The organism is Rhizobium leguminosarum (assembly GCF_004123835.1).
Taxonomy (GTDB): Bacteria; Pseudomonadota; Alphaproteobacteria; order Rhizobiales; family Rhizobiaceae; genus Rhizobium; species Rhizobium leguminosarum_M.
Genome location: NZ_MZMU01000002.1, coordinates 433,248 through 458,635, shown reverse-complemented (window position 1 = coordinate 458,635; position 25,388 = coordinate 433,248). Strand labels below are relative to the sequence as shown.

Sequence of the window (25,388 nt, the reverse complement as noted above, 5' to 3'; positions counted from 1 at the left end):
GGTCACCCCTGTCGCTGAATTATGGATCCCAGCTTCGTACAGTGATTGCCGCGCCAAGGCAAAAAGGCGAAGCGCAACCGGCGGTTGGATCGCCGGCCATCGCTTCCAGCATGAAAATGAGGGCGCTCTAGCGAGCGCCCTCTTACCGTTTACTGCGCCAGGACGAACGGACCGGTGTACTTGTCGATGTTGTCCTTGGTGATCAACAGGCAATCGAAGAGCTGCTTCTCGCTCTTGGCACCCGTGTTACCCGTCTTGATCAGGTTATCGGCCTGCTTGACGGCTTCTTCGGAGAAGACGGCAACCGGTTGGAGGACGGTGTATTGGAGTTCGCCTGCCTTGATGGCAGCAACGGCATCCGGAGAACCGTCGAAGCCGCCGACCTTCACATTGGCGAGCTTGCCGGCTTCCTTGAGTGCCGCGATCGCACCGAGCGCCATTTCGTCATTGCCCGAGATGACGCCGACGATATCCGGGTTGGCCTGCAGCATGGACTGCATCTTGTTGTGGCCCTGGGTGCGGTCCCAGTTGGCAACTTCCTTGGCGACCTTCTTCAGATCCGGATACTGCGAAAGGACAGTCTCGTAGCCATTCGACCGCGTTGCCGCGTTGTTGTCGGACGGAGCACCGAAGAGTTCGGCATAGTTGCCCTTGTCGCCGATCGCTTCGACCCATTGCTGCGCGCCGAGGGCGGCACCCTGTGCGTTGTTGGAAACAAGCTGCGCCTTCGCCAGGCCCTCCTGGTTGATTTCGGCGTTGACGAGGATGACCGGGATGCCGGCAGCAACGGCCTTCTTGACCGCACCGACGGAACCGTCGGCATTTGCCGGGTCGAGGATGATCGCCACCGACTTGTTGGTGATCGCCGTATCGATCAGGTTGCTTTCGGTGTTGGTGTCACCCTTGTGGGCGTTGACCGAGGCCGTGTAGCCTAGCTTTTCGGCGGTTGCCTTGGCGACATTGCCTTCCGTCAGCCAATAGGGATTCGACGGATCATTGACGATGATCGTCATCATGCCCGCTGCCCAAGCCGAGCTTGCCAGAAGCGGTGCTACGGCCGCGGCGGCCAGAAGTATGCGCATGCCTTTCTTAAACATAGTCTCTCTCCCATTCGTGAGCTCAGTTATTGCCGGTGATCCGGCGTTGCTTTCCCCAATCGGCTTTCCTGGACTCCAGCCTGCCGTCGTGGATAAGTTTCGGTCTCAGCCGTCAGGACGATTTGACCCGGCGGCCGTATTGGATGCTGTTCATGAGGACGGCGAGAACGATCACAGCGCCGGTAAATACTGTCTGCCAGTAGGCCGAGACGCCGATGATCACGAGGCCGTCCGAAAGGAAGCCGATGACGAAAGCGCCGAGCATGGTGCCGCGGACCGTACCGCGGCCGCCGGTCAGCGCCGCGCCGCCGATGACCACGGCTGCGATCGCCGTCAGTTCGTAGGTTGTGCCTGCCGTCGGACCGGCCGAGGTCAGCTGCGAGGAGAGGACCAGGCCGGCGATTGCGGCACAGACGCCCGAAAGCACATAGACGATGATCTTCACGCGCTTGACCGGGACGCCGGACAGGTCGGCAGCACGCTCGTTACCGCCTGAGGCATAGAGCCAGCGGCCGAAGGCGGTGCGACTCAGCACGATGCCGCAAACGATCGCGAGAACCGCAAGTACGATGACCCCGATCGGAATGCCTGCGAGCCGATTGAAGCCGAGCCAGTCGAAGCCGGTATTGCCGAGTTCCGGACGGCCACCGAGATTGTTGTAGGTCAGGCCATTGGTCATCAAAAGCGCGATACCGCGGGCCACGTAGAGCACGCCGAGCGAGGCGACGAAGGCCGGCACCTTGAGATAGGCGATCAGCACGCCGTTGACCGCACCGACCAGCGCACCGAGCGCACATGTGATGACGACGACGGCCCAGACCGGCGGATAGAGAATGACGCCGAAATAGGTGAGCGTGACGCCCTGCATCAGAAAACCGGCGATGCAGCCTGCAAGCCCAAGCGTCGAGCCGACCGAAAGGTCGATGCCGCCATTCAGGATGACGAGCAGCATTCCGATCGCCAGAATGCCGAAGATGGCGACGTGCGAGGCCATGATCAGGAAGTTGTTCAGCGTGAAGTAATAGGGCGACAGGAACGAGAAAACCGCGATGATGACGATCAGCGCGAAGAAGGCCCGGCCCTCCAGGATGAGACGCACGATATTGGTATTGCGCTTCGGCCCGCTGGAAACTGATTTCTTTTCGGTGATGTTCGTGACTGACATAATCAGTGCTCCATAATCCAGGCTAGTGCGCGACCACGGCTTCGCCGGAGGCGGCCATGATCTTTTCCTTGGTGACATCCGAGCCGAACTCGGCCGATATCCTGCCGCGATGCATGACGATGATGCGGTGCGCGATGCTCAGGCATTCATTGACTTCGGACGTCGAATAGATGACCGCCAATCCCTGCTTGGCGCGCTCCGCGAGCAACTTGAAAACTTCCGCCTTGGCCCCGATGTCGATGCCGCGGCTTGGCTCATCGAGCAGGATGACCTTCGGCTGGGTTGCCAGCATCTTGCCGATGACGACCTTCTGCTGGTTGCCGCCGGAGAGCGAGCCGATCGAAGCTGCACCGCCGTCGGTTTTCACATGCACCCGCCGGATCGCGTCATTGACGAGATCGCGCTCGCGGTGGCCGGAGGTGAAAAGCCCCTTGGTGAAGGCGCGGATACTCGCTAGCGACAGATTGGAGCCGACCGTCATCGTCTGGACGAGACCGTCGCGCTGGCGATCTTCGGGCACGAGCACGAGACCGCTGGCAATGCGCCCGGCGATGCTGAGTCCACTGACGTCCTGTCCTTCGAGCAGAACCTGTCCGCCACTTGCGCGCAGACGTCCGGCAATGCACTCGAGCAGTTCCGTGCGCCCGGCGCCCATCAGCCCGTAGATGCAGACGATCTCACCGGCACGCACCTTGAGAGACAGACGATCGACCGCATTATAGGCAGCGCCGGAGGGACCGGGGACACTGAGGTTTTCGATGGAAAGCGAGACGTTTCCGAACTGGTGACCTTCCGGCGGGCTGCCGAGGTCGAAATTCTCGCCGACCATGTTGCGGACGATCCATTCGAGATCGATATCCTTGCGCTCGGCATAGGCCGTCATGTTTCCGTCGCGCAGAACGACGGCGTGATTAGTGATCTGCAGCGCCTCTTCCAGATGATGCGAGATGTAGACGATCGACACGCCTCGGCTCGTCAGGTCGTGGATGACCTTGAAGAGCACTTCCACCTCGGTCGCGCTCAGCGCCGAGGTCGGCTCGTCCATGATCAGGATGCGCGAATTGACGGAGAGTGCCCGCGCAATCTCGACAATCTGCTGCTGGCCGAGGCGGAGATCCTCGACGCGCGTTAGCGGATCGATGTCTTCCTCGAGCTCCTCCATCAGCGCGCGGGTCTGACGCGCCTCTTCAGCGAAGTCGACGACACCGCCCTTGATGATCTCCCGGCCCATGAAAATATTGTCGCGCACACTGAGATTGGGCGCGAGGCTGAGCTCTTGGTGGATGATCGAGATCCCGCACTCGCGCGCATGGGTCGACGAGGTAAAACTGATCGCCGAGCCGTCGAGAATGATCTCGCCGGAGCTTGGCTGCGCGACACCCGAAAGGATCTTCATCAAGGTCGACTTGCCCGCGCCGTTCTCCCCGAACAGCGTTGTGACCTGGCCGTGATGGATGTCGAAGTTCACCCCCTTGAGGGCGTGAACGCTGCCGTAGGATTTTGCGATGTTGCGGGCAGCGAGGACGACCTCGCCTTTCGCCCCGTTGCTGCGTTGCGGCTGGTTCATTTGAGCTCGACCTTCACCGGCGTGACGAGCCAGTTCTTCGGGTTGATGAGCTTGAAAACGCCGACCACGGTCGCCTGCTTTCCGTCCAGGGCGTCAGCATCCAGGCCTGCAAAAACCGCCTTCTTCATCTCGTTATTGATGGCCGAGCCGGCATCCTGATACTGGATCTGGTTGGTAAACTGGCCGAATTCGATGGTGCCGGTTGCATCGCGGAGGTCCGTGCCGTTGACCGCAGGGCCGGTCTGGACACGGACCACCGTCTCGGGAGGCAACCCATCGATCTTCATTTCGTTGGTGTTCGACTTGCGGGCCCCGAAAACGCCGGTCAGCGTGACGGGAATAACCGGGCCGGTGCTCGTTGCGGTGCCGTATTTCTCGGCCGCCGCCTTCTTGTCGGCGGCAATGGCGGCCGCGAGATCGGCGGCCGCAACGGCCCGCTCCTCGACATTCGCCTTGATCTTCGGGAACTGCTCGGCGCCGAAGGTTTCCGGAGAGAATGCCTGCTGCCGGACATCGTTTTCGGAGCCGATCCTGACGACCGTCGTATCGAACGCGATCGCTGCAACGACGATGACCGCCAACGCCGCACTGACAAGGAGCGTGCGATTGCCGCTGCTCGGCTTTGATGCTGCATAATCGGGCGATGTACTCATGTCCGGGCGGCCTTTGGCTTGGAATAGCGAGATGGAGAAGGCTAGCGCGACGATGATCGCAGACGGGCTGAAGCATTGCGTCGCACCGGAACAGAAGCCGGCGGGCCGCCCGCAAGAGCGCAACTCTGGACGAAAATTCGCATTGGAAGCCTCCCTCCTCAACAAGACCGGCGGCTGTCTCCTCCAACCGCCTGGGCCTGCAAATTCTCCATCAGGAAGCGCACTTCCGTGATAGAAGTATGTTACTTATGCCGTAAATGATGTTATATATTTTATAAGCTGTCAACGGCACTTTCGCGGCAATTCGACGGAAATGCACGACCTCACATCTTGTTCATCACGCTGCGGTGCAGCAAAAAGTGACGGCAAATGCAGACGTTTTCACACTTGTCATTCAAACGTGTACTGGCGCCATCCGTCTGTTTTTAATGCAATATCTCACAGATGGAACATTGCGCACACTGCGGCTTTTGATGCCGCCCGCTGATGGCGCGGCGGCGCGGAAGCAAACTTCTTACTCTTCTATTTTAGATGAAAAAAATTACATCGCTAGAAAAATCTTACTGGCATTATGGTATCTTTATGTTATGTTTTCGAGTGAAGCTAGGGAGGTTTCGGCTGCACGCCAGATCCGGGATTTGCCAACGGCGGCGCGCTTGCCGTTACCCGTGAAAGGACCGACGTTGGCAGCCGGATGCATCATCCCAGAGAGTTTAGGGATCGGGAGGACTTCGGATGAATTTGATGCGCGTATTGCCCGCCGCGGCACTTGCCATGGTGGCGAGATAGGCCTGCGATGACATCGACCCAGAAGATCATCATTGGGATAGACGCCGGCACCTCGGTCATCAAGGCTGTCGCCTTCGATCTGTCCGGACGCCAGATCGCCACGGCCTCCGTTCGCAACAGATACACCACCGGAGACGATGGCTCGGCAACGCAGTCGCTGGATCAGACCTGGGTCGATTGCGCCAGCGCGTTGCGTGGCCTCGGCGAAAAAGTCCCCGCTCTTGCATCACGCACCGCAGCCATCGCCGTCACCGGACAGGGCGACGGCACCTGGCTCGTCGGCCGCGGCAATAGGCCGGTTGCCGATGCCTGGCTGTGGCTCGACGCGCGCGCCGCGCCGACAGTCACATCGCTCGCCGGCGGAACGCAGAATCGTGCCCGCTTCGAGGCAACAGGCACCGGTCTCAACACGTGCCAGCAGGGCGCGCAACTCGCCCATATGGACCGCTTCACGCCGGATCTTCTCGACCGGGCGGAGACGGCGCTGCACTGCAAGGACTGGCTCTATCTCAACCTCACGGGCGCGCGGGCAACCGATCCATCGGAGGCAAGTTTCACCTTCGGTAATTTCAGAACGCGCCAGTATGATGCAGTGGTGATCGACGCGCTCGGCCTCGACCACAGACGCGGGCTCCTGCCCGAAATCATCGACGGCAGCGAGATCAGCCACCCGCTGACATCGGAGGCGGCGAAGGCCTGCGGGCTTCTTGCCGGAACGCCGGTCTGTCTCGGTTATGTCGACATGGTGATGACGGCGCTTGGTGCAGGCGTGCGCAGCGGCGCTCGCAACGCGGCCTGCTCGACGATCGGCTCGACCGGCGTGCACTTGCGCGCCAAGTCCGTTGCCGACGTTCAGCTCAATCGTGAGGGCACCGGCTATGTGATCGCCCTGCCCATCCCCGGCATCGTCACTCAGGTCCAGACGAATATGGGCGCCACGATCAACATCGACTGGATCCTCGGTGTCGCCGCCTATCTCATGGCCGAGGCAGGCAAGCCTGCTTCGCATGCAGACCTCATTGCGCGCATCGACGGCTGGTTTGCAGAAAGCCGACCGGGGTCGGTGCTTTACCATCCCTATATTTCCGAAGCGGGCGAACGTGGTCCTTTCGTCAACGCCAATGCGCGAGCGGGCTTCACCGGGCTTTCGATGCGTCACGGCTTCCCCGACCTGCTGCGCAGCGTGGTCGAAGGGTTGGGGCTTGCCACCCGCGACTGCTACGCGGCGATGGGCGCGATGCCCGAAGAGTTGCGGGTCACCGGCGGGGCAACACGCTCCGTCGCCCTTCGCCGTTCACTTTCGGCGGCCGTTAACGCACCGATCCGCCAGTCGCGCCGCGAGGAGACGGGAGCGGCCGGCGTGGCGATGATGGCCGCGGTGGCTGTCGGCGTCTATTCCAGGATGGACGATTGCATTGCCGACTGGGTGACGCCGCTGCTCGGCGATCCGGAGACACCGGATGCCAGCGAGGCCCACCGGTTCGACCGGCTCTTTTCTGCCTACACCGATGTACGCCAGGCAATGGCGCCCGCCTGGGACAAGCTTGCCGAAGCCGCAACGACGTCGCCGCTGGGCGCGTAATTCTGATGCAGCAGGCATCGAAGGAGCATGACATGACCGAACCCGAACTCCTGGATCTCTTCGTCATCGGCGGAGGCATCAACGGCGCCGGGATAGCACGCGATGCTGCCGGCCGCGGCCTGAAGGTCGTGCTGTGCGAAAAGGACGATCTGGCCCAGGGAACCTCGTCGCGCTCGGGCAAGCTGGTGCATGGCGGTCTGCGTTACCTCGAATATTATGAATTCCGCCTGGTGCGCGAAGCGCTGATCGAGCGTGAAGTGCTGCTCAACGCCGCGCCGCATATCATCTGGCCGATGCGCTTTGTCCTGCCGCACAGCCCTGAGGATCGCCCCGCATGGCTCGTGCGGCTTGGCCTCTTCCTCTACGATCATCTCGGCGGCCGGAAGAAGCTGCCCGGGACGCGCACGCTCAACCTGCTCCGCGACCCGGAAGGCACGCCGATCCTCGATCAATACAGACGCGGCTTTGAATATTCCGATTGCTGGGTCGACGACGCCCGCCTCGTGACCTTGAATGCGGTCAGCGCAGCGGAAAACGGCGCTCTGGTGCTGACCCGCTCGCCGGCCGTGTCGGCCCGTCGCGAGAATGGCGGTTGGATCGTGGTCACGAAAAGCAACGCCACGGGGGAGACGCGAACCTTCCGTGCCAAATGTCTGGTGAACTGCGCCGGCCCCTGGGTGATGGACATCATCAATCGCGTCGCCGGTTCGAACTCCGGCCGCAACGTCCGCCTCGTCAAGGGCAGCCACATCATCGTGCCGAAGTTCTGGGCGGGCGCCAATGCCTATCTGGTGCAGAACCACGACAAACGCGTCATTTTCATCAATCCCTATGAGGGCGACAAGGCGCTGATCGGGACGACCGATATCGCTTACGAAGGCCGGGCCGAGGATGTTGCCGCCGACGAGACGGAGATCGATTACCTGCTCAAGGCGGTCAATCGCTATTTCAAGGAAAAGCTGCGTCGCCACGACGTGCTGCACAGCTTCTCCGGCGTGCGCCCGCTGTTTGACGATGGCAAGGGCAATCCGTCGGCCGTTACCCGCGACTATGTCTTCGATCTCGACGAGACAGGCGGCGCTCCGCTGCTCAATGTCTTCGGCGGCAAGATCACCACATTCCGCGAGCTCGCCGAACGCGGGATGCAGCGCCTGAAGCACATCTTCCCGAACATGGGAGGCGACTGGACGGAGAAAGCGCCGCTGCCGGGCGGCGAAATTCCGAACGCCGACTATGAAACTTTCGCCAACAGCCTGCGCGATATCTATCCCTGGATGCCGCGCGAGCTCGTGCATCACTACGGCCGTCTCTATGGCGCCCGCACCAGGAATGTGGTTGCCGGCGCGACGGGCTTAGAAGGGCTTGGGCGGCATTTCGGCGGACAGCTCTATGAGGCCGAGGCCCGCTATCTCGTCGTCACGGAATGGGCCGAAACGGCCGAGGACATCCTCTATCGCCGCACCAAACACTATCTCCATCTGAATGAAGCGGAGCGCGTGGCCTTTGGCGAGTGGTTTGCTTCAACCCGCCTTGCCGCCGCCTGAAGGATGCCGTCATGCCGCTGACCCTTTCGCTGAATACCAATCCGCTGGTGAACCGCTTCGCCGACCCAGACGACCTCATCGACACGGTTGCGCATGATTTGCGGATCCGCGACCTCCAACTGACCCACGAGTTCATCAATCCGAGCTGGCCGGCGCCCGTCATCCGCCGCCTGACGCGCACGATGAGCGCTGCGCTGAAGCGCACCGGTGTGCGGGTCACCTCGGGCATGACTGGCCCCTATGGGCGCCTCAACCATTTCGGACATCCGGATGCCGATGTGCGCCGCTACTACATCGACTGGTTCAAGAATTTTGCCGACATCACCGCCGATCTCGGCGGCCATTCGATCGGCACGCAATTTGCGATCTTCACCTATAAGGATTTCGACGATCCGGCCAGACGCGAGGAACTGATCAAGATCGCGATCGATTGTTGGGCCGATGTCGCCGAGCACGCGCGCACCGCCGGCCTTTCCTACATGTTCTGGGAGCCGATGAGCATCGGCCGCGAGTTCGGCGAGACGATCGGCGCCTGCCTGTTGCTGCAGGAGCGGCTGACATCCGCCGGAATGGCCATCCCGATGTGGATGATGGCCGACATCGATCATGGCGACATCACCTCCGCCGATCCCGACGACTACGACCCCTATGCCTGGGCGCGCGCCGTCCCGCCGGTATCGCCGATCATCCACATCAAACAGAGCTTGATGGACAAGGGCGGGCACCGGCCCTTTACCGCCGAATTCAACGCCAAGGGCCGCATACAGCCGGCACCTCTGCTCCAGGCGCTGGCCGAAGGTGGGGCGAAGGACAATGAAATCTGCCTCGAACTCTCCTTCAAGGAACGCGAGCCGAATGATCGCCAGGTCATTCCGCAGATCGCCGAAAGCGTCGCCTTCTGGGCGCCGCATATCGACACCGGCGTCGCCGACTTGAACATCTGAGGCGGGGATCTTTAAAAGGCAACATTGCGATACGGCGGAATCGCCGTGTGTGACGTTCGAAAGGGAGCCGTGATGACGGACGCCGATGATACGCTTGCCGTGCGAGCTGCCTGGCTTCACTATGCCGGTGGCCTGACGCAGTCCGACGTTGCTCGCCGCCTCGGCGTGCCGTCGGTAAAGGCCCATCGCCTGATCGCCAGAGCGGTCGCCGATGGCGTCGTCAAAGTCACCATCGACGGGGATATCGTCGAATGCGTCGAGCTGGAGATGCGGCTTTCGGAACGGTTCGGGCTTCAATATTGCGAGGTCGCACCCGATCTCGGCGAAGAAGGCTTGCCGCTTCGCGCACTCGGCCATGCCGGCGCCGGCTATCTCAAGCGCGAGATCGAGCGCGGCGACAATACGGTCATCGGCCTTGGTCATGGCCGCACGCTTTCCGCCGCCGTCCAATATATGCCGAGGGTAAGCGCGAAGAACCTGCGCTTCGTCTCGTTGCTTGGCGGGCTGACACGAAACTACGGCGCCAATCCCTATGACGTGATGCATCGCATCGCCGAAAAGACCGGCACTCATGCCTATGTGATGCCGGTTCCCTTTTTCGCCAATACCGGCGAGGACCGCGAAGTGCTGAAGGCGCAGCGTGCCGTCAAAGAAGTCTTCGATCTTGCCAATAATGCCGATCTGAAGCTCGTCGGCCTGGGCACTGTCGATGCCGAGGCGCAGCTGGTTTTGTCCGGCATGGTCGAGCCCGGTGAAATCGACGACATCGCTGCCGCAGGCGGCGTCGGCGAAATCCTCGGACATTTTTTCGACGCCGACGGCCACATCCTCGACACCGCTCTGACGGCGCGCACGCTGTCTGCGTCTTTTCCCAAAACCAAGAAGGAGCGGCTCGTGGCGCTGGCGGGCGGACAGTCGAAAGTGCCGGCCATCCGGGCAATTCTGAATAGCCGCCGCCTTTTCGGGCTGATCACCGACGAACGAACCGCGCAGGCACTGCTGAAGTAGCTAAGGGAAGACAACAACATTTGATCGCAAAATAACACAATAAATGTTGATTATCACGTACGCTCCGTTATCTTAACATCAACGATGGTGGGAGACCGGAATGAGGCGAGAAGAGCGGCAGCAGTTGATCGTCAACCTGCTCGTCGAAAACAAGACCGTCGATCTCGACGACCTTGCCGATCGCTTCACCGTGTCAAAGATGACGATCCATCGCGATCTCGACGATCTCGAGCAGGCGGGCGTCCTGCGCAAGGTTCGCGGTGGCGCGACCATTGACGCCGGAACGCAGTTCGAAAGCGACTTCCGCATTCGAGAACGCCAGGGCAACGAGGCCAAGCTGGCAATGGCTGAGACCGCACTGGAACTGGTCGAGCCGGGGATGACGGTGATGGTAAACGACGGCTCGATGGCGGCCGTGCTCGGCGAAATGCTGCTGCAGAAGCGACCGCTGACCTTGATCACCAACAACGCGGCGATCATGGAGCGGCTGAAAGGTGAAGCCGGCATCACGCTGATCGCGCTCGGCGGCATCTACTCGGCCAAATTCAACGCCTATCTCGGCGTTGTTACCGAGGAGGCATTGTCGCGGCTGAGAGCCGACATCGCCTTTATTTCGACGCCTGCCGTCAGCGGCGGGCGCGCCTATCACATGGACGATAACGTCGTGCGCGCCAAACGGGCGATGATCGCGTCGTCGACCAGGACCTGCCTTCTGGTCAACCATCAGCGCATCGGCCACACCGCTCTGCACGTCATGGCGGATCTGGCCGACTTCGACGCGATTATCACCGACAGCGCACCGGATGCTGCTGTCCTCGAGGAATTCGAGCAGGCGGGCATTACGCTCACCATTGCATCAACGCAGGACCCGACATGACCGAAAAGCCGCGTTTCTGGATGGGCACCAGTTGGAAGATGAACAAGACGCTTGCTGAAGCCGAGCATTTCGCCAGCGGTCTCGAAGCTGCCGATGCCGCGCGTGACCCGCGCATCCAGCGCTTCGTGATTCCGCCCTTCACGGCGGTGCGCGAGGTCAAGGCGATGCTTGCCAAGACCTCGGTGAAGGTCGGCGCCCAGAACATGCATTGGGCCGACCAGGGCGCCTGGACCGGCGAAGTCTCACCGGTGATGCTGAAGGACTGCAATCTCGATCTCGTCGAGCTCGGCCATTCCGAGCGGCGCGAACATTTTGGAGAGACCGACGAGACTGTGGGTCTGAAGACCGAAGCGGCCGTTCGCCACGGTCTCATCCCGTTGATCTGCATTGGCGAGACGCTTTCCGACCGCGAAAGCGGAAAGGCTGCCGACATCCTCGCAACCCAGGTGCGCGGTGCGCTTTCGAAACTTTCGGGCGCCCAGAAAAGCGCCGAGATCCTGCTCGCCTACGAGCCGGTCTGGGCGATCGGCGAGAAGGGCATTCCGGCGACTGCGGATTATGCGGATGCCCGCCAGTCTGAAATCATCGCCGTTGCCGAAGACGCGCTGGGCCGGAAGATCCCCTGCCTCTACGGCGGGTCGGTCAACCCGCAGAACTGCGAAGAACTGATCTCGAGCCCGCATATCGACGGGCTCTTCATCGGCCGTTCGGCCTGGAATGTCGAAGGTTACCTCGACATCCTGGCCAAATGCGCCGCCAAACTCTGAGGAGAAAGACAATGAAGCTTGCCATTGCAGGAGACAGCGCCGGCGAAGGACTCGCCAAGATCCTGGCCGACCATCTGAAGGAGCGCTTCGACGTGTACGAAGTCTCGCGCACCAGCGCCGGTGCCGATCCATTCTACGCCAACCTCTCGGACCGCGTAGCCTCGGGAGTCATCGACGGCACCTACGACAAGGCGATCCTCGTTTGCGGCACCGGCATCGGCGTCTGCATCTCGGCCAACAAAGTTCCGGGCATCCGTGCCGCCCTGACGCACGACACCTATTCTGCCGAGCGTGCCGCGCTTTCCAACAATGCGCAGATCATCACCATGGGAGCCCGCGTCATCGGAACGGAGCTTGCAAAGTCGATCGCTGACGCATTTCTTGCCCAGACCTTCGACGAGAACGGCCGCTCTGCCGGTAACGTCAAGGCCATGGATGATCTTGACGCGAAGTACAGCGCCCGTTGAAGAATGGACGACTGCTCGGCCGGATCCAGATCCGGCAGCGATTTCGGGCCGGAGGCACCGACACGTTAAGTCGTTGAATTGAGATTCGTTTCGACTCGGAACAATCGGCCGAATGATTCGGTTGAGTCGCGTTGTTGCCATCGAAGCGAAGAAGAAGCAGATGAAAAGGCCGTACAGGGCAAAGCCCAAGAGCAGGGAAAAGCAAGGGCCGGCACCGAGCAATGTCATCAGAACCATGAATATTCTGCGCAACTCGGTCGACGCCGAAATCCAGCCGGGGAGGCGTCGGACATACTCATGAAGCGCCCGCGCCGCCCCATTCTGCCCTTGCTCGACGAATCTCGCTCAACGCTGCAGTCTCGTCCGATCCGCAAGCGCGACCCCGACCAGCCCAGTCTGCCCTTCGATCCAATGCCGTCGCGCGTCGAGCCCTGCCTTGCGCTGCTGAAGCCGACCGTGCCCGTGGGACCGGACTGGCTCTACGAGGTGAAGCTGGATGGCTATCGATTGGCAATCCACGTTGAGCCGAAGGGCGTGCGGGTCATCACCCGCGGCGGCCATGACTGGACCCATCGCTTCCCCACCATCGCCACGGCAGCGAAAGAGCTTGGGGTAACGACCGCCATTCTCGATGGCGAGGCCGTTGTACTCGATGATCATGGCCGATCGGATTTTGGCGCACTGCAGCGCTCGCTCGGCGGGCGGGGCGGTAAGCGAGTATCGACCGAGTCGATCCTCGTCGCCTTCGACCTTCTCTATCTCGATGGACACGATCTGACCGGCACCGAGCTTGACGTACGCCGACACCTGCTTGAAGACCTGATACCGGACGGCGACGATCAGACGATCCGCCTCTCCGAGGAGATAGAGCTGCCGGCCGAAGAACTCCTCGAGCACGCCTGCCATCATCATCTGGAAGGTATCATCGCCAAGCACCGCGACCGGCCCTACGGCAGTGGCCGCACGGGCGACTGGCTGAAGATCAAATGCGTCCAGAGCGAGAGCTTCATGATCGTCGGTTATGAGCAGTCGGCATCCGCTCGCGGCGGCATCGGCAGGCTGCTGCTGGCCGGCAGACGAGGGCTTGACTGGATCTACGTTGGCTCCGTCGGAACCGGTTTCGGTGCCAGGGATGCTGAATACTTGAAAAAGACGCTGGACCGGTTGAAGACGAGCCGGCCGGTCGTTCCGCTGAATGGCAAGCGCCTCGTCCTCGTCCAGCCGACGCTGATCGCCGAGATCGAGTTTCGCGGCTGGACGGATGACGGCAATCTCCGCCATGCCTCGTACAAGGGGCTGCGCGAGGTTCAGGACAACGCCGCGGTCTTCGATATGACCTAAAGCCTGAATCCTGTTCTAAATTAAAGAGTTAGAGCATGATGTCGTCCGAAAGCCGCTGACACTTTTCGGCATCGTGCTCTAGATTTGATCGCTTTCACCGATCAGAGACTCTCCAGAAGAAGCCCAAAACTGGGCCGCCATTCGAATATATCGACGCTCGCGTAAACACCGGAACGGACGAAGGGGTCTCCTGCGCTGAACGCCTCGAACTCGGCGAGCGTTTCGACTTGCGCGATCACGATTGCGGTGGAACCCTTGCCCTCCGCCGGCGGCGCGGAAGGTCCGGACAGCAGGATGCGGATCGCCGCGCCATGCAGATAGGCCTTGTGCTCATCGAGCAATCGGGAGCGTTCGGCAGCCTTGCCGGGGTCGGATATCGCGTAGCGGGCTACGATCATTGTCTATTCTCCACCGGCGTCAGCACGAAATCGAAATCGGAGCGCCAGATCGTCGGATGATCGACACGCTCGAAAGGCGCGACCAGGCTGTTTTTGACGCCAAACACCGTATCGGATTGCAGATAGGGATCGTCGCCCACAAAAGTGTGGGTTACGAGCTTTTGATAACCTGAAGCCGTGATCAGGTAATGGGTATGGGCAGGACGGTAGGGATGGCGGCCGAGGGACCTCAACATCTGGCCGACCGGGCCGTCATCCGGGATCGGATAGGAAACCGGCTTTATGCCGACGAAACTATAGGCGCCATCTGCGCCGGTGACGAAAATGCCCCGGTTGTTCCATTTCGGCTGGATATCCGGCTGCTGAACGTCGTAGAAGCCGTCGGAATTATCCGACCATACATCGATCCGGGCTCCCTCGATCGGATTGCCGTTAAGATCCAGCACTCGCCCGATGAAGAGACAGCTCTCGCCCTTGCCGTCGAGCGAGATGTTTTCACCCATCTGCCGTACGGGCGCGCCTTCGACATGGAAAGGTCCAAACACCGTATTTTCCGTGGCGCCTGGCGGACGACGGTTGTTGATTGCATCCACCAGCATCGACAAACCCAGCGTGTCGCTGAGCAGGATGAACTCCTGTCGCTCCTCATGACAGAGATGGCCGGTACGGGTCAGGAAGCCGATGGCCAGCTCCCATTCCTCCTGGGTCAGGCTGATGTCCTTGGCAAAGGCATGCAGGTGCTTGACAAGCGACGCCATGACTTCGGCCAGACGCGGATCAACGCCCTGCCCCATCCGCGAGTTGACGGCTTCCACGGATCTCTCTTCAGTGAAATATTCAGGCACTTGGCCATCCTCCTAGCATTAACGCGGCCGCGCGCCCTCCCAGGCGCTCTGCAACAAAGCCCGGATCGCTTTCCGTTCGATCGGGCGCGGGTTCCAGTAGGGGTTCCGGGCGGCGAGTTCCGCCGCATGATCCAGATCGGCTTCCTTCATACCCAGATCTCGCAGCGCCATGGGGGCGCCGATCGAAGCGGCAAAATCATAAAGACCGCTGCCCAGCGAGCCGCCAAAAAGATCGGCCGCGGGCTTTAGCGCATCCGCTGCGGCTGCGGCATTGTAGGCAGCAGAATGGGGAAGAATGACCGCATGGGTTTCCGCATGCGGCAGATCGAAACTGCCGCCCAGCGTATGGCAAAGCTTGTGGTGCAGGGCCATGCCAACCGCTCCGAGCACCGTGCCGCACAGCCAGGAACCGTAAAGCGCTTCGCTTCGCGGCTCGATATCCCTAGGTGCATTGACGATTTGAGGCAAAGCCTGCTTCAGCGCACGCAAACCCTCGACCGCCATCATTGACGAAATGGGGTTGCGATCCTGCGCGTAGAGACCTTCGACGGCGTGCGCCATTGCATTGAGCCCGCTGCTGACGCTGATGTTGACCGGCAATCCCAATGTCAATTCAGGGTCGTAGATCACCACTTCGGGCAGGATACCAGGCCCGCGGACCGTCGTCTTCTGCCCGTTCTCTGTCTGGCCGAGGATCGGTGTAACCTCCGATCCCGCATAGGTCGTCGCCACCACGATTTGCAGCGCGTCGTTGCGATAGGCGATTGCCTTGCCGAGACCGATCGTCGATCCGCCGCCGATCGCGACGACGCAATCGGCGCCGGCTGCGTTATATGCCGCCATCGCGCGCTCGGTCACATCGACCGGCGTATGCATCGTCGCATCGTGGAACAGTCCCGCCGCAAGCGGGCCGAGGGATGCGGCGATGCGTTCAGCCTCCGCTTTCTGGTGCGGGGTCGAAAGGATCAGGGCGCGTTTGCCGCCCTGCCCTGCAGTCGCCTCGGCGAGACGGTTCAACGAGCCGCTCCCGAATATCACCTGGGCCGCGCTGACCGTGTATCTGAAAGGTGCAACCATGCTATCGATCGAGTTTGAAGAGTGAAACCGCGTTGGTGCGACCGATCTTCAGCCGGTCGGCTTCGGAGATGGTCGTGCTGTCGAACCAGTTTGCAGCATGGTCGATGTTCTCGAATGGCCAGTCCGTCGAGAACAGAATTCGGTCCGCGCCGATTTCCAGCATAGCATCGATAAGCGATTGCGTGCGGAAGTTCCCCGACGTCGTGATGTAGAAATTCTCGTTGAAATAATCGGCAATCGGGCGTTTGGCCGGATAGTTCTTTTTCACCTTGACCCACGCATTCCGGTTGTCGATGCGCCACATCATGTATGGCAGTCCCTCGCCCATGTGACCAACGATGATCCGCAAAGCCGGATGTTCGTCAAACAGGCCGGATCCCATCAAGCGCAGCGCATGAACAGCGGTCTCCTGCGCGAACGCCCATGTCGGACCCATCAGCCAGGAATGGCCAGCATAGATCCGGCTATCCTGCGGCAGCGGGTTGCGCGGATGCAGATAGAAGGGAACGTTGAGTTTTTCGACTTCGGCCCAGAACGGACGGTATTGCGGCAGGTCGTAGTAGAGCGGCGTCGTTCCGTCGCCTTCCTGCGAAAAACCATTGACCAGTGCGCCGACGAAACCCAGTGTCGTCACGCAGCGCTGCAGTTCCTGCGCAGCCGCATCCGGATCCTGCAGGGGCAAAGCTGCAAATCCCAGGAAACGGTCCGGGTTCTTAACGCATTGCTCCGCCAGAAAGTCGTTGGCGCGTCGGGAAATCTCCAGGGCCTTTGCCTTGTCAGGGATCGCCTGCACGGCTGGAGCGTTCAGTGACAGGATCATTTTCTCGATGCCGTGGGCATCCATCAGCCGCAAACGCTTGTCCTGGATATCCAGAAGACGGGCGGACAGTTCTGTCCAGTAGTCGCCCGGCACGAATCCAGCCGAATCCTGCAGCGTCTCGGGAATGGCGAAATGTTCTTCAAGCGCGATCTTGCCTTGCACGATATGCTCTCTTTCCTGTCTTGAATCGAAATACTAAGGACGGCGGATTAGAATTGTCCCTTGGGCGGAAGACCGAGCAGCTGCTGGCCGACCATGGTGCCTACGGCATCCCAGTTCATGGAAATGTGGCGCCCGACAGCATTTGCATCGCGCCATGCCCGCTGGACGGGGTTGGACATCTGGAGGCCGAGGCCGCCTGTCGATGCATTGAGTGCTTCGACGGCCCGAAGGGCCAGGCTGACCGCAAAGGACTGGCTGCGGCGGGCAAGAATCCGATCTTCCTCGGTGATCTCGCCGGTGCCATCCTCGCGGGCCTGGGCCAGTTGCTGCGCGCGGGCAATATCGCGCAGGATGATTTCGCGGGCCGCATCCACGGATGCCGAGGCTTCCGCCACGCGAAGCTGGATCGTCGGAAACTCTGCGATCTTGTTGTTGCCGCCGGCAACCGCACCACGTGTCACGCGGGCCCCCATGTGGTCGATATAGCTATCCAGTGCGCCCTTCGCCGCACCGACGGCTGTGCTGCCGAGGCAGAACGGCACCCCCATGAGCAGCGGAATGTTGAAAAGGCCGATACCCTTGTAGCCACGTCCGCCCGGCGTTCTGCCGGAGGTCGCATCCGGAAAGCTCAGCATACGGTATTCCGGAACGAAGACGTCTTTGAGGATCAGGCTTTTTGAGCCGGTGCCCGCGAGGCCGACCACGTCCCAGGTCTCGGCGATGGTATAGTCGCTGGCGGGAACCAGAAGGAACGCCGGCACAGGACGCTCCCCCTCGCCGCTTGGCGGAATGATTGCCGCACAGAGCGCCCACTGGGCATTTTCGCATCCGCTCGCAAAGGCCCAATCGCCGGATAGCCGAAAACCACCCTCGACGCGTTCGGCTATGCGGACCGGCGCATAGGAGCCGCAGAGCAGCGCATCCGGATTGCTGCCCCACACTTCCTGCTGAACCCTTTCATCGAACATGGCGAGGAGCCATTGATGCGCGGAAAGGAGGCCGGCAACCCAGCCGGTGGAGGCACAGGCCGACGACAGTTCGATATTTGCATCGACAAGCTCGGCAAAGGATGCTTCGTCGCCGCCGAAACGGGCAGGCTTGACGATATCGAAATAGCCGGCGGAGCGCAGCAGATCGATATTGCGCGCCGGCACACGGCCGGATTTTTCGGTATCGCGCGCGCCGGCACGGATTTCGTCCAGCACCGGGGCGATACGATCTGCAAGACATGCGTTCTCAACCCGCGCCGAGGCGGGAAACAGGGCAGCTGTATTGTTCATGGAACTACCTTCAGTTCTGGGATGCAGGAAGCGCGTGTTGTGGCGCGCAATATTTCGAGTTTTCGTACATCAGTGCGATCGTGTCGTCGGAATGGCGCGTATCCACCACCTGCCCGATGAAGATCGTGTGCGTTCCATAGGGAACTGCGCCCATGCGGCGGCAGACAACCGAGGCATGAGCGGAGCCCAGCACCATCATGCCGCGCTCATGGCGAACCCAATCGGCAGCGTCGAACCGACGCTCAGGCGCAATCTTGCCGCTGAAACCTTCCGATACGGCTGCCTGCCTGTCGGTCAGAACGCTGACTGCGAATTCCGGCACCTCAAGCAGCATGTCATGCAGATAGGTGCGATTGTTCAGGCAGATGATGAGAGATGGCGGATCCATCGAAAGTGATGTGACGGCGGTCGCCGTCATTCCATGATCCGCACCGTTGCGACAGGCGGAAATGACCGTCACCGTCGCCGGGAAACGGCGCATGGTCGATCGAAACGCATCGCTGATGGGTGCGGGGGCCGGCGCTATGCCGAGGGCAGCAGTGGCAGACATGATTTCCTCCCGTGTCTCCTTGGCATCTAGATTATTGCGTTTGCAACTGTTGTCAACGCAAATTTAAAAGTCAGCGGGAAAATGCTTGATCTACCCAGCCGTTCTCGGCGACTGAAAGCCAATCGTGTTGTCATCCCGGTAATTTAGGTGCATGTCGGAGAGAGCCCTCAGCAAGCCGAATCCCGTCAGCAGACAGAGACATGTACAAACTTACCGATTCCGTTCCGTATCTTCTCAATCGCGCCGGCGTGCGGATAGCCGAAGTGTTCGCGCAGAGAATCGCCGAAGACAATCTCAGCGTGGCGATGTACCGGGTTCTGGCCATGCTCAAGGAGCGCCGGGAGAGCACCCTGGGGGATCTCGCCGACGTCGTCTCTGTCGAGATTTCGACGCTTTCGCGCCTCGTCGGCACACTGGCCAAGCGCAAACTGGTGTCGAGAACACGTCCGGAAGATAATGGCCGCATCGTCATCGTAAGACTGACCCCGCAGGGCGAGGCGCTGACGGAAAGGCTCATGCCGCTTGCCGTCGAGCTTGAACGCACCGCGGTTCAGGACATGTCAGCCGAGGAGGTCGCAGCACTGAAGAAGGCGCTGCGCCGCATGCACAGCAACCTGCCGGCAATATCCGGAAAGGGAAAAGTTGCGGGCTGAAAAGTTTGCAGTTGCAAATATTTTATTCGCAAGTATTTAATAGCGTGTCATCGTTGTCTTGACATAGCCCGTTTGCGGGTGAGTCTGGCGCTGGGAGGAACCACGCCGGCAACGATCCAGGAGGATTTGTACACGGATCGACGCGGACCTGCCGCTGGCAGGAGCGTACTTCCTGTACGCAAATGTATGGGGAGGGAAAATTGGCCATACAAGATCTCGCTATTATCAACGAACGCGTTCGCAGCCCGAATATCATCATCGCCCTTTGCGGTCTGCTGATCCTGTTCGACGGCTATGACCTGATCGTTTATGGCGCAGTCGCGCCGGCGTTGCTCGGTGAAGCCAGCTGGGGCCTGACGCCGGGCATGGTCGGACGCGCTGCCTCCATCACCCTGTTCGGTATGCTGCTGGGCGCTCTCGTTGCCGGAACACTTGCTGACAGGATAGGTCGTCGCAAGGTCATCATAGCCAGTCTGCTGAGCTTCTCCGTGATGATGATCGGCAGCGGTCTTGCGCCGAACTTTCTCGTTTTCGAGGGAACACGCTTCCTTGCCGGTCTGGGCCTTGGCGCTCTTTTTCCTACGGTAACCGCTTTGATCATCGAGTTTTCTCCGCCGAAGCGGAAGGCAATGGCCTATTCGATTGCTCTTCTCGGTTATCTGGCCGGCGGCATCATCTCGGGTATCCTCGGAATGCTGCTGGTGCAGAAATACGGATGGCGGCCGCTGATGATCATCGGCGGTGCACCGATCCTGCTGCTGCCTTTCTTCATCCGCCTCATCCCCGAATCCCCCGAATGGCTGGCAACGAAAAACCGCCAGACCGAAGCCAATCAGATCGCAAACCAGTACGGTCTGCCCAATCCCGTAGCCAGGCCTGTTGCGTCACGCCAGGTCGGCATCCGGTCACTGTTCTCCGAAGGTCGCCTGCTGCCGACATTGAACGCATGGGGCATTCACTTCTGTTCGCTCCTGCTCACATTCGGTATGGTCAATTGGCTTCCGACCATCATGAACAAGATGGGCTATGACCTCGGTTCTGCCCTGCTCTTCTCCGTAACGCTCAATCTCGGAGCCGCAATCGGCCTCCTGATCGGCGCGAGGATTGCCGACCGCGGAAACGTCAAAATAGTCGTGGCAGGTATGTTTCTTCTCGGAGCCTGCTCGATCTGGTTGCTGACGCAGGTGGATCAGGGCCTCCAGGTCTATGGTCTCGTCGCACTTGCAGGTACGGGAACGATCGGCACGCAGATCCTCGCTAACGTTCTCGTTGGAAACCTCTATCCGGTCGAAATCCGTGGAACCGGCCTTGGCTTCTCGCTCGGCATCGGCCGTATCGGCGGCATGATAGGACCGGCCATCGGCGGTGCGGTTCTGGGTGCAGGCCTGGCTCCGCAGTGGAACTTCTACATCTTCGCATCAGTCGGAGCCGTAGGATGCGTCCTCGCACTCATGACATTGCTGTATCGCAAAAAGGCTGATTGACGGCCAGATTGTCGGCAGGTCTCGCATCCAGAACCTGCCGGCAATGCAAACTTCGTGAAGTCAATGCCTGATCATCGCCGACGGCTTTTACGCGGCCACCGAGGCGAAAGACCGGAAGCGCAAGGACAAGTGGTTCCTGCCGCCGGCACGCTGGCGATCGAGCAGATCGGCTAAGTCCCCCTGTCGTAAACACGATAAATAGTCGACGAAGCTGCCGACATCACGTATGCCGCTCATATGTCGCTCCGACAGGCAATAGAAAGTGACACCTATGGCAAACCCGCCCCGCAGATCTGTCAATCCAATGGATGCTGCCGAAGCGTTGTTCAAACCCGCGAAGAAGAAGCCGGAACAAGCTGTCGAGCGGCCGGCGCTGCCGAATATCAAGGAGCTTGTTTCGCTCAAGATCGACAGTGATGTGCTTGCCTTTTTCCAGGAAGATGGCCCCGGCTGGCAGGATCGGATCAACGATATATTGCGCGCCGCGATGAAGAACAGGCTCTGACCCTGTTGCACCATCTTGTCCGCCACGGGTGGTCGCTGTGATGCCGAATGCACTGTACCGGCTTCTCCGCAGCGGCGTTGTCCATGTTCTCTTCGCCTTTTTGGCAATGGGCAGCTGGGCGGTTTTCGCCAATCGCGCGCACGCCATGCCATTGCCGCTCTATGCCGGCCTTGTGCAGGGTACGATATCCGCCTGCCTGACGCTTTTCCTGAAATCTGTGATCGACTGGCTTTCAAAGCGCTTCGTCGGATCCGCACGATTTTGGGCGCCGCCTCCCATTGCTTGTCTCGGCTCAGCCAGCATTCTCGTGGCAATCCATGCAGCAACCGGCACACCGGAAATACTCAAGACCATCGCATTTCCGCTGCTCGTATCGACGAGCTACGCGGCAATTTACAATTATTCGATCTCGGCAAGACGAGGTTTAGATACATGAGGGGCAGGCACCTGATCCCATTTTTGCGGACACGCCTCCTGCGATAACAAGCAGTCGCATGCTGCAGGAAGCAAGGCGTGTCCGCGGTACATGTCACTCCTTCACCGCCCCGGTCATCGATGAGACGTAGTAGTCCACGAAGAACGAGTAGAGGATGACCACCGGGAGCGAGCCGAACAATGCGCCCGCCATCAGTGCCCCCCATTCGAAGACGTCGCCGCGCACCAGTTCGGTCAGCACGCCGACCGGGATGGTTTTGTTTTCCGAGGACTGGATGAAAGTCAGCGCATAGATGAATTCGTTCCAGGACAGCGTGAAGGCGAAGATGCCAGCCGAAATCAGCCCCGGCACGGCGAGCGGCAGAATGATCTTGGTGAGAATCTGCCATCTGTTGGCGCCGTCCACCAGCGCGCTTTCCTCCAGCTCGAATGGGATCGACCGGAAATAGCCCATCAGCAGCCAGGTGCAGAAGGGAATGAGGAAGGTCGGGTAGGTGAAGATCAGCGCCAGCCGCGAGTCGTAGATCCCGAGCTTGAAGACGATGAAGGCAAGCGGAATGAAGAGGATCGACGGCGGCACGAGATAGGCGAGGAAGATGACGAGGCCAACCGAACGGGAGCCTGTGAAGCGGACGCGCTCGATCGCATAGGCGCCGAAGACTGAGGCTACCAGCGAGAGAAAGGTAGAGCAGACCGCGACCAGCATCGTGTTCCACAGCCAGCCCGGATAGGATGTCTCAAAGAACAGGTATTTGATGTGCTCGAGTGTCGCTCCCACCACCCAGAAGGGGCTGTAGTTGTTATAGTCGGTCAGCTGGTCGTTCGGCTTCACCGCGGTGATCGCCATCCAGTAGAACGGGAAGAGCAGCACGAAGACGAAGACGGCCATCGGCAGGTAGAGCATCACGATCCGCCGCGGCAGGCGGTTCAGATAGCTCATACCTTCGGCATTGTCGGTCACGACCTGATCGGCGGCGTTTGAATTTATCGACATCGTCACTCTCCCTAACCCTGACCCTAATCCTGGCCGCCCTGTTGCCATTTGCGCCGTTGCAGGCCGAAGAAGCTGAACATGATGGCGCCGAGCAGGAAGGGCACCATGGCGACTGCGATCGCCGCACCTTCACCGAGCTGACCCCCTGGAATGCCGCGCTGGAACGATAGCGTCGCCATCAGATGCGTTGCGTTGACAGGTCCACCCTTGGTCAGCACGTAGATGAGCTGGAAATCGGTGAAGGTGAAGAGCACCGAGAAGGTCATCACCACGGCGATGATCGGCGTCAGCATCGGCAGCGTCACGTAGCGGAAACGCTGCCAGCTCGTGGCGCCGTCGAGCGAGGCGGCCTCCTGCAGCGACGCCGGAATGGTCTGCAGCCCCGCAAGCAGCGAGATCGCCACAAAGGGAATGCCGCGCCAGACATTGGCGACGATGACGGATATGCGCGCATTTATGGGATCGCCGAGGAAGTTGATCGGTCCGCTGATCAGCCCGAGCTGCATCAGCGACCAGGAGATGATCGAAAATTGGGAATCGTAGATCCACCAGAAGGCCAGCGCCGAAAGCACCGTCGGCACGACCCAGGGAAGCAGCACGATGGCCCGGAAGAAGGACTTGAACGGCAGGTGCTGATTGAGCAGCATCGCCAGCCAGAGGCCGAGCGCGAATTTCAGCACCGAGGCAACGGAGGTATAGAGAATAGTGTTGAAGACCGACAGCCAGAAGACGCTGTCGTCCATCAGGAACTGGTAGTTCTCCAGGCCGATGAAGATGCCGTCGCGCCCAATCCTCGTATCGGTGAAGCCGAGCCAGACGCCGAGCCCCAGCGGATAGGTGAGAAAGCAGACGAGGAACACCGCCGCCGGCAGCATGAACAGGAAGCCGAGCACGTTGTTGTTCTGCAGGAGCGAAGAGATCGGCCCGCGTCTATCCTCCGGATTCACCATCGACATTGCTTATCTCCAGATTACGTTTTGAACTCGCAGAGTGCTTGCGGCATGCCGAAGCCGGCATGCCGCTTGCTTTGAAGCGCGGCTCAAACGCGATAGTAGCGGTTTGCCCGGCGTTCAGCTTCCTTCATCGCATCTTCGGGCGACATCTGGCCGGTGACGGCGGCCGCATACATGTCGACCAGAACGTAGTCGGCCATGGTCGCAGCCGAGGCATAACCGAGTGGGCCGGCATAGCCGTTCGGGCGCAGCTTTTCCGAGGCACGTGCATAAGGCGCGTGGATCGGATCGGATGTCCAGATCGGGTTCTTGGCGAAAGCCTTGAGCGGCTGGCAGCAATAGGCGCTTGAGCCCTGGATCCAGGCATTCATCTGGTCGGCTTCCATCATGAACTTGATGTAGGCCTTCGCCGCCTCCGGATACTTCGTATGCTTGAAGAGAAGCAGTGAGCTCGTCTGGAAAAGCTCGACGCTCTGGCCAACCGGGCCGACCGGGAAATTCGTCGTGCGGATGTCCTTGGCGATCTCGGCGAGCTTCGGGTCGTTCTTGGCTGTGTAATAAACCGAGACGCCGTTGGCGATCAGCGACACTTGGCCTGCGAGGAAGGCGCGGTTGTTGTTGACGTCCTGCCAGCTTTCCGTGCCCGGAATGAAGGTCGCATAGAGCTCCTTGGCATAGTTGATCGAAGCCAGCGTTTCCGGGCTGTTGATCGTCACCTTGCCGCCTTCGTCGACCATCTTGCCGCCGTGGCTCCAAAGCAGCCAATGGGCGTAGTTGTTACCGTCGCCGACGGCCTTGCCGTGCGGGAAGCCGGCCGGCGTGCCCTTGGCTTTCATCGCCTTGCAAAGCTCGAGGAAGCCTGCCGTGTCTTTCGGGAACTCGCTGAAGCCGGCTGCCTTCACGTGAGTGTCGCGATAGACCACCGCATTGCCGATTGCCGCCAGCGGCATGGCGATGAAGGTGTCGCCGCGCGCGGCATAGCCCTTCACACCGTCATACCAGCCGCCATACTTGTTGCCGAGATAGTTGGCGAGTTCGGTCAGGTCGACCAGCTTGTCGGGATACTGGTGAGCGTCGTCGAACCAGCACATGATGAGGTCCGGGCCGGAGCCGACATTGGCCGCAACGGCAGCCTTCGGGCGGATATCTTCCCAGCTTTCCTTGTCGATGCGCACCTCGACGCCGGTCGCCTCGATGAACTTCTTGGTGTTGGCAAGCCATGCCTCCTCGTCGCCCTTGACGAAGGGTGTCCAGCGCAGCAGCCGCAGGCTGGCGCCGCTTTCCGGTGTGTAGGTCGGTTCGGCCTGCGCGAAGGTCGGCCGGATGCCAAGACCGGCGGCGCCGGCGACGGCAGCCGAGGCGGCAAGAAAGTCACGTCTTCTGATCCTCATGAGATTCCTCCTCATCAAAAAGCGGGTGCGAACTCCCCGC

The 25,388-nt window shown here is 60.5% G+C and carries 26 protein-coding genes; 13 read left to right on the top strand and 13 right to left on the bottom strand.

The window, feature by feature from the left end:
* Positions 1-149: 149 nt before the first annotated feature.
* From B5P46_RS03570 to B5P46_RS03555, 4 genes are all read right to left on the bottom strand, one after another.
* Positions 150-1,097, bottom strand: coding sequence for a D-ribose ABC transporter substrate-binding protein (locus tag B5P46_RS03570; RefSeq protein WP_003550839.1), 948 nt, complete (start codon positions 1,095-1,097; stop codon positions 150-152).
* A gap of 112 nt (positions 1,098-1,209) precedes the next feature.
* Positions 1,210-2,262 (bottom strand): ABC transporter permease, encoded by a 1,053-nt coding sequence (locus B5P46_RS03565; protein ID WP_129417499.1) that lies wholly within the window; start codon positions 2,260-2,262, stop codon positions 1,210-1,212.
* A gap of 22 nt (positions 2,263-2,284) precedes the next feature.
* Positions 2,285-3,829 (bottom strand): sugar ABC transporter ATP-binding protein, encoded by a 1,545-nt coding sequence (locus B5P46_RS03560; protein WP_129417498.1) that lies wholly within the window; start codon positions 3,827-3,829, stop codon positions 2,285-2,287.
* Positions 3,826-4,482, bottom strand: a complete 657-nt coding sequence (locus B5P46_RS03555; RefSeq protein WP_129417497.1) for a DUF2291 domain-containing protein — start codon at positions 4,480-4,482, stop codon at positions 3,826-3,828. The genes B5P46_RS03560 and B5P46_RS03555 overlap by 4 nt, the downstream gene beginning before the upstream one ends.
* 359 nt (positions 4,483-4,841) lie before the next feature.
* Between B5P46_RS03555 and B5P46_RS34265 the strand changes: the two genes are divergently transcribed.
* The 9 genes from B5P46_RS34265 (at position 4,842) to ligD (ending at position 13,801) form a co-directional block, all read left to right on the top strand.
* The gene (locus B5P46_RS34265) at positions 4,842-5,282 is read left to right on the top strand and encodes a hypothetical protein (protein ID WP_164986442.1); all 441 of its coding nucleotides are present in this window, start codon (positions 4,842-4,844) and stop codon (positions 5,280-5,282) included.
* The gene (locus tag B5P46_RS03545) at positions 5,279-6,853 is read left to right on the top strand and encodes an FGGY-family carbohydrate kinase (protein WP_245456097.1); all 1,575 of its coding nucleotides are present in this window, start codon (positions 5,279-5,281) and stop codon (positions 6,851-6,853) included. The genes B5P46_RS34265 and B5P46_RS03545 overlap by 4 nt, the downstream gene beginning before the upstream one ends.
* A gap of 32 nt (positions 6,854-6,885) precedes the next feature.
* Positions 6,886-8,397 (top strand): glycerol-3-phosphate dehydrogenase, encoded by a 1,512-nt coding sequence (locus B5P46_RS03540; RefSeq protein WP_129417495.1) that lies wholly within the window; start codon positions 6,886-6,888, stop codon positions 8,395-8,397.
* An 11-nt stretch (positions 8,398-8,408) separates the two neighbouring features.
* Entirely contained in the window at positions 8,409-9,341 is a 933-nt protein-coding gene (locus tag B5P46_RS03535) for a sugar phosphate isomerase/epimerase family protein (protein WP_129417494.1), read from the top strand.
* Between the two features lie 72 nt (positions 9,342-9,413).
* A complete protein-coding gene (locus B5P46_RS03530; protein ID WP_129417493.1) occupies positions 9,414-10,349 on the top strand; it encodes a sugar-binding transcriptional regulator in 936 nt (311 codons plus the stop codon).
* A gap of 100 nt (positions 10,350-10,449) precedes the next feature.
* Positions 10,450-11,226, top strand: coding sequence for a DeoR/GlpR family DNA-binding transcription regulator (locus tag B5P46_RS03525; protein WP_003562480.1), 777 nt, complete (start codon positions 10,450-10,452; stop codon positions 11,224-11,226).
* On the top strand, positions 11,223-11,993 hold the full coding sequence (locus tag B5P46_RS03520; protein WP_129417492.1) for a triose-phosphate isomerase: 771 nt from the start codon (positions 11,223-11,225) through the stop codon (positions 11,991-11,993). The genes B5P46_RS03525 and B5P46_RS03520 overlap by 4 nt, the downstream gene beginning before the upstream one ends.
* Positions 11,994-12,004: 11 nt before the next feature.
* The gene (locus tag B5P46_RS03515) at positions 12,005-12,460 is read left to right on the top strand and encodes an RpiB/LacA/LacB family sugar-phosphate isomerase (RefSeq protein ID WP_017996196.1); all 456 of its coding nucleotides are present in this window, start codon (positions 12,005-12,007) and stop codon (positions 12,458-12,460) included.
* 297 nt (positions 12,461-12,757) lie between these two features.
* Complete coding sequence (gene ligD, locus B5P46_RS03505) at positions 12,758-13,801, top strand: non-homologous end-joining DNA ligase (RefSeq protein WP_129417490.1); 1,044 nt, start codon at positions 12,758-12,760, stop codon at positions 13,799-13,801.
* Between the two features lie 101 nt (positions 13,802-13,902).
* On the opposite strand, the gene B5P46_RS03500 is transcribed toward ligD, so the two are convergent.
* Genes B5P46_RS03500 through B5P46_RS03475 form a run of 6 tightly spaced genes read right to left on the bottom strand, consistent with a single transcriptional unit; the run spans position 13,903 to position 18,933 of the window.
* A complete protein-coding gene (locus tag B5P46_RS03500) occupies positions 13,903-14,199 on the bottom strand; it encodes a YciI family protein (RefSeq protein WP_129417489.1) in 297 nt (98 codons plus the stop codon).
* Entirely contained in the window at positions 14,196-15,044 is an 849-nt protein-coding gene (locus B5P46_RS03495; protein WP_129417488.1) for an intradiol ring-cleavage dioxygenase, read from the bottom strand. Before B5P46_RS03495 ends, B5P46_RS03500 begins: the two co-directional genes overlap by 4 nt.
* A gap of 18 nt (positions 15,045-15,062) precedes the next feature.
* Positions 15,063-16,121 carry a maleylacetate reductase gene (locus B5P46_RS03490; RefSeq protein ID WP_129417487.1) on the bottom strand — a complete coding sequence of 353 codons (1,059 nt, stop codon included), beginning with the start codon at positions 16,119-16,121 and terminating at the stop codon, positions 15,063-15,065.
* Position 16,122: 1 nt separating this feature from the next.
* Positions 16,123-17,103, bottom strand: a complete 981-nt coding sequence (gene tsdA / locus B5P46_RS03485; RefSeq protein ID WP_129417486.1) for a gamma-resorcylate decarboxylase — start codon at positions 17,101-17,103, stop codon at positions 16,123-16,125.
* Positions 17,104-17,150: 47 nt separating this feature from the next.
* A complete protein-coding gene (locus tag B5P46_RS03480; protein WP_129417485.1) occupies positions 17,151-18,383 on the bottom strand; it encodes a flavin-dependent monooxygenase in 1,233 nt (410 codons plus the stop codon).
* Between the two features lie 10 nt (positions 18,384-18,393).
* Entirely contained in the window at positions 18,394-18,933 is a 540-nt protein-coding gene (locus B5P46_RS03475) for a flavin reductase family protein (RefSeq protein ID WP_129417484.1), read from the bottom strand.
* A 200-nt stretch (positions 18,934-19,133) separates the two neighbouring features.
* Here B5P46_RS03475 and B5P46_RS03470 point away from each other — a divergent pair, with 200 nt between their 5' ends.
* The 4 genes from B5P46_RS03470 to B5P46_RS03455 all read left to right on the top strand — a co-directional run bounded on the left by B5P46_RS03470 (position 19,134) and on the right by B5P46_RS03455 (position 22,011).
* Complete coding sequence (locus tag B5P46_RS03470) at positions 19,134-19,586, top strand: MarR family winged helix-turn-helix transcriptional regulator (protein WP_129417483.1); 453 nt, start codon at positions 19,134-19,136, stop codon at positions 19,584-19,586.
* 182 nt (positions 19,587-19,768) lie between these two features.
* Positions 19,769-21,070, top strand: coding sequence for an MFS transporter (locus tag B5P46_RS03465; RefSeq protein ID WP_206735302.1), 1,302 nt, complete (start codon positions 19,769-19,771; stop codon positions 21,068-21,070).
* A 271-nt stretch (positions 21,071-21,341) separates the two neighbouring features.
* Positions 21,342-21,575, top strand: a complete 234-nt coding sequence (locus B5P46_RS03460; RefSeq protein WP_129417481.1) for a BrnA antitoxin family protein — start codon at positions 21,342-21,344, stop codon at positions 21,573-21,575.
* Positions 21,576-21,615: 40 nt separating this feature from the next.
* On the top strand, positions 21,616-22,011 hold the full coding sequence (locus tag B5P46_RS03455) for a hypothetical protein (RefSeq protein WP_129417480.1): 396 nt from the start codon (positions 21,616-21,618) through the stop codon (positions 22,009-22,011).
* Between the two features lie 93 nt (positions 22,012-22,104).
* On the opposite strand, the gene B5P46_RS03450 is transcribed toward B5P46_RS03455, so the two are convergent.
* The 3 genes from B5P46_RS03450 to B5P46_RS03440 all read right to left on the bottom strand — a co-directional run bounded on the left by B5P46_RS03450 (position 22,105) and on the right by B5P46_RS03440 (position 25,348).
* Positions 22,105-23,004: a carbohydrate ABC transporter permease gene (locus B5P46_RS03450; protein ID WP_129417479.1), complete on the bottom strand. Its 900-nt coding sequence runs from the start codon at positions 23,002-23,004 to the stop codon at positions 22,105-22,107.
* Positions 23,005-23,027: 23 nt separating this feature from the next.
* Positions 23,028-23,960 carry a carbohydrate ABC transporter permease gene (locus B5P46_RS03445; protein WP_129417478.1) on the bottom strand — a complete coding sequence of 311 codons (933 nt, stop codon included), beginning with the start codon at positions 23,958-23,960 and terminating at the stop codon, positions 23,028-23,030.
* Positions 23,961-24,043: 83 nt separating this feature from the next.
* Positions 24,044-25,348, bottom strand: coding sequence for an ABC transporter substrate-binding protein (locus tag B5P46_RS03440; RefSeq protein WP_129417477.1), 1,305 nt, complete (start codon positions 25,346-25,348; stop codon positions 24,044-24,046).
* Between the last annotated feature and the right edge of the window lie 40 nt (positions 25,349-25,388).